7 protein-coding genes are annotated in these 11,602 nt (G+C 67.8%); 4 read left to right on the plus strand and 3 right to left on the minus strand.

What is annotated here, in order from left to right; translation table 11 throughout:
* Positions 1-135: 135 nt before the first annotated feature.
* The gene (locus R5W23_RS23120; RefSeq protein WP_320688345.1) at positions 136-1,353 is read left to right on the plus strand and encodes a M20/M25/M40 family metallo-hydrolase; all 1,218 of its coding nucleotides are present in this window, start codon (positions 136-138) and stop codon (positions 1,351-1,353) included.
* An 87-nt stretch (positions 1,354-1,440) separates the two neighbouring features.
* On the opposite strand, the gene R5W23_RS23125 is transcribed toward R5W23_RS23120, so the two are convergent.
* A complete protein-coding gene (locus tag R5W23_RS23125) occupies positions 1,441-1,959 on the minus strand; it encodes a general stress protein (protein ID WP_261188554.1) in 519 nt (172 codons plus the stop codon).
* Positions 1,960-2,207: 248 nt separating this feature from the next.
* Between R5W23_RS23125 and R5W23_RS23130 the strand changes: the two genes are divergently transcribed.
* The 3 genes from R5W23_RS23130 to R5W23_RS23140 all read left to right on the plus strand — a co-directional run bounded on the left by R5W23_RS23130 (position 2,208) and on the right by R5W23_RS23140 (position 7,883).
* Positions 2,208-2,957 carry a TetR/AcrR family transcriptional regulator gene (locus R5W23_RS23130; protein WP_320688346.1) on the plus strand — a complete coding sequence of 250 codons (750 nt, stop codon included), beginning with the start codon at positions 2,208-2,210 and terminating at the stop codon, positions 2,955-2,957.
* Positions 2,958-3,024: 67 nt separating this feature from the next.
* Positions 3,025-4,254, plus strand: coding sequence for an efflux RND transporter periplasmic adaptor subunit (locus R5W23_RS23135; protein WP_320688347.1), 1,230 nt, complete (start codon positions 3,025-3,027; stop codon positions 4,252-4,254).
* Complete coding sequence (locus R5W23_RS23140) at positions 4,251-7,883, plus strand: efflux RND transporter permease subunit (RefSeq protein ID WP_320688349.1); 3,633 nt, start codon at positions 4,251-4,253, stop codon at positions 7,881-7,883. The genes R5W23_RS23135 and R5W23_RS23140 overlap by 4 nt, the downstream gene beginning before the upstream one ends.
* An 800-nt stretch (positions 7,884-8,683) precedes the next feature.
* Here the strand turns inward: R5W23_RS23140 and R5W23_RS23145 are convergent.
* Positions 8,684-10,162 (minus strand): hypothetical protein, encoded by a 1,479-nt coding sequence (locus R5W23_RS23145; protein WP_320688351.1) that lies wholly within the window; start codon positions 10,160-10,162, stop codon positions 8,684-8,686.
* A gap of 241 nt (positions 10,163-10,403) precedes the next feature.
* Positions 10,404-11,537, minus strand: coding sequence for a WD40 repeat domain-containing protein (locus R5W23_RS23150; protein WP_320688352.1), 1,134 nt, complete (start codon positions 11,535-11,537; stop codon positions 10,404-10,406).
* Positions 11,538-11,602 lie beyond the last annotated feature (65 nt).

Raw genomic sequence — 11,602 nt, forward strand, 5'->3', positions numbered from 1 at the left:
GCTTTGTGTGGCAGGTGATTCGCACGCTGTACTGAAGGTGGTTGCGGTTGTGTCAGGAAGCGGGTCGGCGGCCCGCGTGCCAGGCCCGCGTCGATATACTCACCCCTGTTTCATACCCTCGCCGAGTGAGTTGTCATGCCTGCCGCCGCGCCCGCATTTGCTCTCGACACCGCCGCCGCCGTGGAGCGGCTCTTACGCTTCCTGTCGGTCAACGCGATCACCGGCCACGAAGGCCCCATCGGCAAGGAACTCGCCGCGGCACTTCAGGAAGTCGGCGTGCCGGCGAAGGCCATCACTTTCGACGACGCCCACACGCGCATTCCCGAACCGACGCCGATCGGCAACCTCATCGTGAAACTTCCCGGTACCGGGAAAAAGGGCGCGAAGCCGATCCTGTTCATGACGCACATGGACACGGTCCCGCTGTGCGCCGGGGCGAAGCCGAAAATCGCCGGTAAGCGGATCGTAAACGAACTGGAAGGCACGACCGCCCTGGGCGGCGACAACCGCACGGGGTGTGCGGTTCTCGTGACCCTGGCCGCAGAACTCATCAAGCAGAACCTCCCGCACCCGCCCATCACGATGCTGTTCACGGTGCGCGAAGAAAGCGGCCTGTTCGGCGCGAAGCACCTCAACCCCGCGGACCTGGGCGGTTCCGCCGTGGGCTTCAACTTCGACGGCCGCAGCGCCGCGGACGTGATCGTCGGCGCGATCGGGGCCGACCGCTGGTTCGTGGACATTCGCGGGAAGGCCGCGCACGCCGGGGTGGCTCCGGAAAAGGGCATCTCCGCCACAATGGTGCTCGCGCTGGCGATGGCCGAGGTGTACGAGGGCGGGTGGTTCGGCAAGGTGACGAAGGACGGCCGCGAGGGGACCAGTAACGTCGGGCTCGTAGGCACCGCCGACGGAAAGAGTGCCGGGGACGCGACCAACGTGGTCACGGACTTCGTACACGTGAAGGGCGAGAGCCGCAGCCACGACGCGAAGTTCGTGCGCGAGATCACCGCCGCTTATAAGACCGCGTTCACCAACGCCGCCGCGAAGGTCAAAGACCATGAGGGCCGGGCCGCGAAAGTGAAGTTCACTTCGCGACTCGATTACGTGCCGTTCCGGCTGAAGTCCGACGCGCCTGTTGTGAAACTGGCCGAGGTGGCAATTCAGAAGATCGGGCGCACGCCGAACCTGCGCACGACGAACGGCGGGCTGGACGCGAACTGGATGGTGAAGCACGGCATCCCGACGGTGACCTTCGGGGCCGGACAGAACGAGATTCACACGGTCAAGGAGTTCGTGGACCTGCGCGAGTTCGAGAGCGCGTGCCAATTGGCACTGGCGCTCGCGACCGCCGAATAAACGAACAGAACGGTTCAGTGCCTTAGGCTCAATGCAATGAACCCGGCTAACCGCCGGGTTCGTCGCATTTCATCACGAGCGTAGCGATTAAACCGCGGCGTTGAGCGGCGGGATGGTACGGTTGTACCCGCCGGAGCGGTGCAGGATCGACCACGCTTCTGCGGTCCGGCTCCCGGCTTCGACGGTCACCAGGAACCGCCCGCCGTGAACTTCGGACTCGTAGTACCGGGCGTCGTCTTCGGGAATGCCCAGGCCGATGAGTGCGCCCACCAGCCCGAGGATCGCGGCGCCGCCCGCGGCGTTGAGCAACACCGTGCCCAGCGTGCCGATCGCCAGCACCGGCCCGATCACCGGAATGGTGCCGGCGAGGACACCCAGCCCCACTAGCGCACCGGCACCGGCACCAACAACGGCTCCTGCGGCAGCGCCTTCGCCCGCGAGCGTCTCGTTGTTGCGCTCGTTCACCATGTTACCGTCGGCGTCGCGGGCGATCATCCCGATATTGTCGTCGCTGAAGCCGGCGTCACGCAACTCGCTGACCGCCGTTTCGGCCTCAGAACGGGTGTAGAACACGCCCACCACCGCGTTCGCTGTTGCCTTCTTCATGTCCGTTCTCCCGACTGAGAAAGGGCAGGCATGGGTTTCCCCGCCGACCCGAACCCGATGCAGACGGGAAAGGGAGAAGCACACGCGGTGCCGAATGTTCGCTTCACTTCCAGAAATCCCGATCGGCCTTGTGCGGTGAATTGCGACTATCAATCGCATTAGCAATTGTCAATCTGTCACAATGCGGTCAGTCCTCCAAATCGGCAAGGGATGCTCGATGCCACTTGACAATTTTCGACGATTCGTCAATGATTGACGATATGAAAACCCGCAGCCGACGCGAGCGCGAATTTCAGCAACGCGAGGTCGAGTTCCTCGACCTCGCGCGGCGCATGATTACAGAAGGTGGTCTTGCGAACTTCAACATGGACCGCCTCGCCGAAGCGACGGAGTATTCAAAGGGAACCCTCTATCAGCACTTCGGTTCGAAAGAGGATCTCGTCAGCGCGCTCGCCGTTCAAAGTCTGACGCGAAGGGTAAGCTGGTTCGAGCGGGCTGTGCGCTTTGGCGGGAGCACGCGCGAGCGCATCCAGGCGCTGACCGTTGCGGAAGAAATATTCGTCACACTCCAGCCGCAACATTTTCGGTCCGAGTTGCTGATAAAAGTAGATGATTTCGCGAGCCGCGCGTCTGCCGAACGACGTGCCGAGATCGAAACACTCGAAACCCGTTGCTTCGGCCTGATGCGGTTGGTCGTCGATGACGCGATGCGTGTCGGCGACTTGGCGCTGCCGCCGCACCGCACGGTGGGTGATGTCGTGATCGGACTGGTTTCGCTTCACGTCGGCATGTTCACCGTCATCAACAGTATGCCCGAACTGCTCCGCCAAGCCAACGTAACTCATCCGCTTCGCGCGCTCCGGGACCATATTGCGGTTCACCTCGACGGGCTCGGCTGGCGGCCACTTGCGCACCAGTACAACCACGCGAGCACCCGTCAGCGAATCCTCAACGAGGTCTTTCCAGAGGAGTCTCAGCAGGCAGGGTGCCTCGATTAGTTCTCGTTTGATTAGAGGGAAGGGTAAGAAGCAAAGCCGAGCAATCGGCATTTTTTTGGAAGCAATTATGACGAATCGTCAAAAATTGGCGACGTGGCTAGCCTTCGTCCCGATCGTGGTGTGCGTTGGGATGTTCGCCCGCGCCGGGCTTGCGGCACTGGCGCAATCGCGCACCCCGCCGGCCGCGGCCCCGCCTCCCGTGACCGTGCTCACGGACCGCTTGGTTCCAGTAACGCTCGTCGGCCCGCTGAACTACAGCGGCACGGTGAAGGAGTGGCAGCGGGTCGAACTGTCGTTTCGGGTGGGGGGGACGGTGAGCGAGCTGCTTCGTGTCGGCACGGACCGGGCCGCGCGCGACCTGCACGAAGGGGATCGGTTCCCCCACGGCACCGTGCTCGCCCGCCTCGACCCGGCCGATTACCGGCGGGACCGGGCACTGGCCGCCGAGCGGCTGTCGCAGGCCGAGGCGAAACTGGTGTCCGCCCGCGCGGACGCCGAGAGCGCGGACAGCGAGTTCGGCCGCGCCCGCCGGACGTTCGCGGGCGGGGCCGGCTCGCGGAGCGATTTTGATAGCGCCAAGTCGCGGTCCGAGGTGGCCGCGGCGAGCGTCAGCTCCGCCGCCCGCGAGGTGGACGCCGCGAAGGTGCAACTGGCACAGGCCGACGCCAACCTGGGGTACTGTGAGCTGACGATGCCGTACGCGGAGGGGACGGTTGCGGGCCGCTCCGTCGAGGCCAACGAGCGGGTCAGCGCGGGCCAAAAGTTGTTCCAGATCGTGGACCTGTCGAGCGTGCGGATCGCGTTCGGCGTGTCCGACACGGTGGTCGGGCGGCTCGCCCTCGGCGGCGCCGTGGGGGTCACCACGGACGCCCTGCCGGACGAGCGGTTCGTCGGGACGATCACCAAGATCGCGCCGACCGCCGACGCCCAGACGCGCACGTACCTCGTGGAGGTGCGCGTGACGGAGCCGCGGGGGCTCCGCCCGGGGATGATCGCGACGGCGACGCTCACCGAGCGCAAGTCCGCCACGCTGCTGCCGCTGGTCGCGGTCACCCGCGAGACGACCGGGGCGGGGCGGCTGGTCGCGTACAAGGTGGTGCGGGACGGCGACCGGCTCACCGCCCGGGTGTGCCCGGTCGAACTCGACGGCGTCGTCGACGCCCGCGCCGCGATCCGCCCCGACACCCCGGACGGGCTCCGGCCCGGCGACGAGGTGGTGACCGGTGGGGCGCCCCGCCTGTACGACGGCGCGGCGGTGAAACCGGTTGCCGCCGGCGCCGCGGAGGTGGGCCGATGACCGCTTCTCAGTTCTTCGTCTACAAGCGGCCCGTAGCCTGGGCGCTCCTGATCGTTACCGTCCTGTGGGGGGTGTTCGCCTACGCGCAGATGCCCCAGCGACAGGACCCCCAGATCCAGATCCGCAACGGGCTGGTGCTCACCCTCTATCCCGGGGCCAACGCGACCGACGTCGAGCAGCAGGTGACGCGGAAGGTGGAAAAGAAGATGACCGAGAACCCGGCGGTGGAGCGGGTGAACTCGATCAGCCGGCAGGGGCAGTCGGTGGTGTTCGTCACGCTGTTCGAGTCGGTCAAGAACGCCGAGCAGGTGTGGCAGGACCTGGCCGCGAAGCTAGACGCGATGGACGACCTGCCCGCGGTCGGCGGCCAGCCCCTGCGGCCGAAGCTGGACAAGGACTTCGGCGACACCGTGGCCGTGATGCTGACGGTGAGCAGCCCGCCGGTGTCGGACTTCGAGATCGAGGAGCGGGCGCGCGTCATCGGTGCCGCCCTGGCCACCGCCCGCCAGGGCCGCCCGGGGCCGCGGCTGAGCGGCGTCCTCGTCCACCCGGCCGGGGTGCCGGACGCGTTCGTGGAGCGGATGGGGCGCTCGGTGCTGCGCGCGGTGACCGAGGCCGGCGTGGCCGACGACGGGCAGTACGTAACCGCACTCGGGGCCGGGGCGATCGACTTCCAGCTCCGGGCGGGGCGCTCCGCGGCCGACGCCCGGGCCGCCGTCGAGCGGTGGGAGCGGGACGCGATCGGCACCGGCGCCGGGCACCCGGACGTGTGGCCCGGGGTGCTGGTGGCCGAACCGGCCGACCTCGGACCGGCCCTGACGCATAAGGTGCGGACCGTCCCGGGGGGCGTGGCGCGGTACACCTTCCGCCAGATGCGCGACTTCGCCGACCTGATCCAGGACCGGTTGCGGCAGTCCAAGTTCGTGGGGCGCATCGACCAGCTCGGCGCCCAGGACGAGGCCGTGTTCCTGTACTACAGCAACCGGCGCCTGAGCGAGCTGGGGCTGAACCCGGCCGTCATGAGCCAGCGGCTCGCGGCCCGGAACATCAACCTCCCCGGCGGGCAACTGGAGCTGCCCGGGCAGACGCTGACGGTGAAGCCGTCGGGCGAGTTCAAGTCCGAGGCGGAGCTGGGCGCCGTGCCGCTCGACGCCCGCCCCGGGTACCCGCTCTACTTGCGCGACGTGGCCGAGGTGGTGCGCGGGTACCAGGACCCGCCCCGCCAGCTCCACTACCGCACGGTTCGGGGGGACGACCCACCCGGCCCGCGGCGGGCCGTGACGCTCGCGGTGCGTCACATTAAGGGGACGCAGATCGCCGAGTTCGACGCCGACGTGGCCGCGAAGGTGGCGGCCCTCCGCGCCGAACTGCCCGACGACCTGCGGGTCGAGCGCACCAGCAACGAGCCCGCGCTCGTCGAGCGGAAGATCCACCAGTTCACCGACTGCCTGATCGAAGCGATCGTGATCGTGGTGGCGGTGGCCCTCGTGTTCATGGAATGGCGCAGCGCGCTGCTGGTCGCCGCTTCGATCCCGCTGGCGGTCGCGATGACCCTGGGCATGTGCCACTTGGTCGGGCTCGACATCCAGCAGATCTCGATCGCCGCGCTCATCATCGCCCTGGGGTTGTTGGTGGACGACCCGGTGGTGGCGAGCGACGCCATCAACCGCGAGCTGGCCGAGGGGCGGCCGCGGGACGTGGCCGCGTGGCTCGGGCCGCAGAAGCTCGCCCGGGCGATCTTGTACGCCACGGTGACCAACATCGTCGCGTTCCTCCCGCTGCTCATCATCTCCGGGGCGGTCGGGGAGTTCATCTACTCGCTGCCGGTGGTGGTGACCGCGTCGCTCGTGGCCAGCCGCGTGGTGTCGATGACGTTCATGCCGCTGCTGGGGTACTACATCCTGCGCGGGCAGCGCGGCCTGGCGGGCGCGCGGGCGGGCCAGCGGGCCGGGTTCGCCCGGCTGTACACCCGGGTGTGCGGCCTGTGCATCGAGCACCGCTGGCTCACCCTGTTCGCCGCGACGGCGGCCCTGTTCACGGGCCTGAGCCTCGTGCCGCTGATCGGCTCGGCGTTCTTCCCGAAAGACCTGCACACTATGTTCTCGGTCAACCTGTTCATGCCGGAGGGCACGTCCGTGCGCGACACCGCGGCCGAGGCCGAGCGGGTGGCGAAGGTGATCGACGCCGAGGCGGGCGACGCGGTGGCGGGGTACACCACCTTCGTGGGCCAGGGCGGGCCGCGGTTCTGGCTGTCCGTGGTGCCGGAGCAGCCGGCCGCCAACTACGCGCAGCTCCTCGTCCACACCCGCAACGCCCGCGAGACGGCCGCCCTGGCGAACCGGCTCAAGCTGGCGCTGCCCCCGCACACCGCCGGGCGGCTGACGGTGGAGGTGCTCGAGAGCGGCCCGCCCATCGGGGTGCCGGTGCAGATCCGCCTGTACGGGGCGGACATCGGCGAGCTGCGCCGGCTGGGCGAGCAGGTGAAAGGGGTGATGCGCGCCGTCCCCGGTACGGACAACGTTCACGACGACTGGGACCCCGACGCGCTCCAGTTCGGGCTGCGGGTGCGCCCGGACCGGGCGGCCGTCAGCGGGGTCACCAACGAAGACGTCGCGAGCGTGACCCAGACCGGGCTCTCGGGGACCGCGGCCACCTACCTGCGCGACCGCGACCGCCTCATCCCGATCACGCCCCGGCTCCGGCCCGACGAGCGCGCCCGCCCCGACGACCTCGGGCGCCTGACCGTGTTTAACAGTCAGACCGGGGCGCGGGTGCCGCTGGACCACGTGAGCGAGTTCCAACTGGAGGCGGTCCCACCCAAGGTGCTGAGGCGCGACAACGAGCGGTGCATGACCGTGAAGTGCGACGCCCTCCCGGGCACCCTGCCCAGCGCGGTCGTGGCCCGAGTGGAGGAGCGGCTCAACGCGCTCTCGGCCGAGTGGCCCCCGGGCTACCGGTTCGTGGTCGGTGGGGAGAAGGAGGAACAGGAAAAGGGGTTCAAGTCCATCGCGACGGCCGGGCTGGTGTCGATGCTGGCCATTTACCTGGCGCTGGTGGTGCAGTTCAACAGCGTCACGAAGCCGATGCTGGTGTACGCGGCGGTGCCGTTCGGCATGGTGGGCGGGCTTATGGGGCTGCTGCTGTTCGACGTGCCGCTCGGGTTCTTCGCCGGGCTCGGCCTGTCGAGCCTCATGGGCGTGATCGTGAGCCACGTGATCGTGCTGTTCGAGTACATCGAGGAGGCGCACGAGAAGGGCGAGGCGGTGCGCGAGGCGGTGGTGGACGCCGGCCTGGCGCGGTTGCGGCCCGTGCTGGTGACGGTACTGGCGACGGTGGGCGGGCTCGTGCCGCTGGCGCTCAAGGGCGGCCCGCTCTGGGAGCCGCTGTGCTACGTGCAGATCATCGGCCTGCTGGTGGCGACCGCCGTGACGCTGCTGCTGGTGCCGGTCCTCTACGTGATCTTCGTCGAAGACCTCGGGCTCGTGCGTTGGGACGCGGCCGGTTCGCACGCCGCGGGACCGCCGCCACTGGACGAACACGGTATGCCCCGAGAGCACCATCCCCATCCGGTGGCCCCCGCACCCGCGCGGGCGGCCGATCCGGAGCCGGCTGATGGCGCCATCGAGTAGAGGCTCGTGTCTTCCACGGGACGTTGGGGCGGCCAACGGGCAGTCGGCGGTAGGGCGGCGCGGCCTTGCTCCGGGCAACCCGACCACACCAGGGGCCGGGAGTTCAAGGGCCGCGGGGCCGCGGGGCCGCGCGGCCGGGTTGGCGTCATCCGCTCCGCGCCTGGACCGCGCGCGGACCCCGTGACCAGGGCCGGTGATTGGTAGCAGCCACTCACCCTACGGTTCACGACCACCGCCGAATGGGCGGGGCGGCCGTCCGGTCGTGGCACGGCCCTCGTTCCCCCGCGTCAGTGCGGACACGCTTCAGGACGCCGGGCGCGATCGTGGGGAGGTGTTCGAGCACTGTCGGGGTAATGAGCCACCTGTGCGCGGGTGCTGGGGACCGAACCTGATGCTGGGGATGGGTAACGCAACCGGCCGCACTCTGGCCTGCGCGCAACAAAGACGGCCCCGGGATCGCTCCCGGGGCCGTCGCGTTACACAGTTCCCACCGAGGACCCAACCACCCGCCTCCGCGAGCAGTTGTCGCTACCTCCTCCGTGTAGCGCCCGGAGAGCCGGCCGGGGCACCGGTATAATCGAGGCCGCCGGGCACGATTTGCGTGACGGGCGCAAGCTGCGCCGGTCGCAAATGAAGAGTCACGGATTGCGCGCGCCACCCGCCGGCATCGGCAGGTGGTCGTGGCCTCGGCGTGTCCGGGGATACCGGCCGATCGCCAGGGCCGCGCGAACGGGAACCGATCGCACTTGGTACTACGGGCCTTGAGTGCAACGGCCCGCGCCGTGGCACCGGTATCGTGGTCAGAAATCCGTTTTATACTTTTCGCTGAGCTTGCGGCGGGCGTCGGACATGGTCTGATCGATCTTGCTCCAGGTCGCGATCCGGCGCTTGTGGTCGTCCGCGACCACCTTCGCCATCTCGCCCTGAACCTGGGGCAGGTTGGTTTGCACCCCCTGGGGCGCGACGATCGCCCCGCGGTACCCGCCCCACCACCCGCCGTAATGCGGCCAGCCCCAGTTCGGGTACACCCCCCACTGCGTGTACGAGTAGCCCTTCGACGCGGCCGCGGTCACATCGACCGGCACCCCGCGTAGGCTGGCCGCGATGGTCCGCAGCCCCTGGGCGGCCTGGTGCGCCGCGTCCACGGCCGCCGGGTCCACGTTGCGCCGCGACAGTTGCTCCAGTTGGGCCGCGGCCTTGTCGTGCCACGTCGCGGTCTTGCTGTAGTCGCTGCTGTCCTTCACGTGCTTGATGTCGGTCAGGATCGCGTCGGCCGCGCGCAGGTAGCGCTGGGTGGCGCCGGCGCTCGAGGCGTCCCCGGACGCGGCGGGGGCGTCGGCGCCCTCCGGCCGCGGGAACGCGAACAGCGACACGATGCGCCGCAGGTCGTCGCCCGACAGCGGCCCCGACAGCGTCATCGTCTTATCGGTGAAGGTCGCCTCCCACTTCTCCAGGCCCGCGAGCGAGACCCCGTACCCGTCGATCATTTCGAGGAACAGGTCCTTCAGCACGCCCTTGTACCGGTTCACGTCCTCGGGGAACTCGACGACGAGTTTCCCGGCCACGGCGTCGGTCACCTTCGCGGAGAACGTGAGCCCCTTCACGCGGCTCAGGAACGCCGCCAGCGCGGGCTGGTTCACACCCTTGTGCTTGACCAGCACCGGGCTGACGCTCAGCCCGTACCGGAGGAGCGCCGGCTCCAGCACGTCTTCGAGGTCGAGCGCGATCGTGACCGTGTCTCCCCCGGCGGCGTCCGCGGCCGTTTTGAGGTACGGGACCAGCGGGGGCAGCGTGCCGCTGCGGTGGGCCTTGAGCCACCGCGACACGTACTGCCGGTCGGCGGGGTACACCGCCGCGAGCGTCTCGCCTGGGAAACTGGTGAAGTAGACCTCGCGCGGCGACACGACGGTCAGTTGCCCCGCGATCTCGTCCGTGGCGCCGCCCTCCTGGGCCGCGAGCGTCTTGAAGTTGGGGAGCCCCTTCACCTTCACGAGCCCGACTTGGAAGTCGCGGCTCATGGTGGTGAAGTTGACCTCACCGGCGATGGCGACGAGGTCGGCGTCGGGCGGGAAGAACCCGAGTCCGCCGTGCCCGCTCTGCTGAACCTTCTCGGCCCACTTGTCCCGCTTGGCGAGCGGGCTGGCGGCGGCGGCCTTCACGTCGATAAGGACGAGGGCGTTGGTGTTGGCGGAGCTGTGCTTGAGCAGGTCGTCGTAGGGGCCGGCGCCGGCGGCCGGCGCGCACGCGAGCAGCGCCGCGACGGCAAGGGAGCGGTACATCGGGTGTCCTCGGTGGTGCGGGTCTGCGGTGATTTTAGTGCGCGGCCGATTCGGAACCGGTCTTCAGGGTACAGGGCTCCCGCACTGTGTTACGCCGCTGGCCTCTTCCCTGTCGGCCACAGGCACGCAGAGACATGATGAAGAACGTGGCTGGGTTCCACAACCGCGTGTACGGATAAGGCGTAATTCGGACCACGTGGCCGGAGGCCGCTGGGACCAATGCTTATGCGCAACGAGTCTATTACTTGTCGGTCACTTTCCACATGCGGACACGACCGTTGTCACTCGCGGCCAAGGTGTGGGACCGAGGGTTGAATACCGTAGAAACAGCTGTACTGAGGTCCGTAATCTTGCCAAGTTCCTTCAGATCATTCGTCCGAAGCAAAACGAGTTCACCGGCGCTCCCAAACCCGAGATCACTCGGTACCGTTAGAACCCCGCTACCAGACGCGAGCACCTTCCCGTCCATACTGAACGACAGGGAGGAGATACCGGTCCCTTTGTGTACGGTTGAGGTGGCAATGGTCTTGTTGCTCGTCGTGTCCCACAGCTTAATCTCGCCCGCCAAGTCATCTCCGTCAGCATCGGTCCAGCGGGCACTACCGGTTGCTAGTGCTTTTCCGTCGGGTCGGTATGCCAAGGCCTCGATTCGGTCTGTGTGACCGGTGATGACGCCAGTCGATTTAGCGCGGGCAACATCCCACAACCGAACTTCACCACTGATCGCGCGATCCTTTTTCTTGTCCCACTTGCCGCTCGCAGCGGCCAGCGTTGTGCCATCGGGGCTAAACGCAATAGCTCCCACCGGCCCCACGTGGCCCTCGAGTTTGGCTCGCACCTTGAACGTCTTCGTATCCCACAAGAGGACGACTCCCGGTGTTGTGTAATCGAGCTCGGAGCCACGCGGGAGTTCTCGCAAGGGCCACACCGCCCCCGCAACGACGGTTCCGTCCGGGCTGAAGGCGACCGACGAGATGCTCTCCATCGCGTCCTTCAACACCGCCAACTCTTTCCCGGTTCGGTTGTCCCACAGGCGGATGGTCCGATCCCGCGAACCCGATGCCAGCGTCTTGCCGTCTGGGCTGAAGGCGCAAGTCAGAACGGGTCCCGTGTGCCCCGCGAACACGGCCACCCGCTTCTGCGACTGGGTGTCCCAGAGAGTTAACGCGCCGCTCTTCCGAAGTTCGCCGTATCCGCCAACAGCCAAGTACCGCCCGTCCGGGCTGAACGCGACAGCCCGGATCCCCTCGCACGTGCTGATGTAATCCTTCAGCGGTACGACCGGCGCGACACCTGGGAATAATTTCGCAGATCCGCCCAGTGCGGCAAATATTAACGCGAGTGTGTGGTAAGGAGATACAAAAGGTGTCAACATAACCACCCTCGGCGATCATTTTGCAACGACTTTCTGTCTTTGTATCGCGGTGGCGGCGGTGAGCG

The organism is Gemmata algarum (assembly GCF_034097035.1).
GTDB lineage: Bacteria > Planctomycetota > Planctomycetia > Gemmatales > Gemmataceae > Gemmata > Gemmata algarum.

Coding starts and splice junctions, on each gene's coding strand:
- R5W23_RS23135 (WP_320688347.1), top strand. CDS start 3,025: ATGACGAATCGTCAAAAATTGGCGACGTGGCTAGCCTTCGTCCCGATC.
- R5W23_RS23130 (WP_320688346.1), top strand. CDS start 2,208: ATGATTGACGATATGAAAACCCGCAGCCGACGCGAGCGCGAATTTCAG.
- R5W23_RS23145 (WP_320688351.1), bottom strand. CDS start 10,162: ATGTACCGCTCCCTTGCCGTCGCGGCGCTGCTCGCGTGCGCGCCGGCC.
- R5W23_RS23140 (WP_320688349.1), top strand. CDS start 4,251: ATGACCGCTTCTCAGTTCTTCGTCTACAAGCGGCCCGTAGCCTGGGCG.
- R5W23_RS23125 (WP_261188554.1), bottom strand. CDS start 1,959: ATGAAGAAGGCAACAGCGAACGCGGTGGTGGGCGTGTTCTACACCCGT.
- R5W23_RS23120 (WP_320688345.1), top strand. CDS start 136: ATGCCTGCCGCCGCGCCCGCATTTGCTCTCGACACCGCCGCCGCCGTG.
- R5W23_RS23150 (WP_320688352.1), bottom strand. CDS start 11,537: ATGTTGACACCTTTTGTATCTCCTTACCACACACTCGCGTTAATATTT.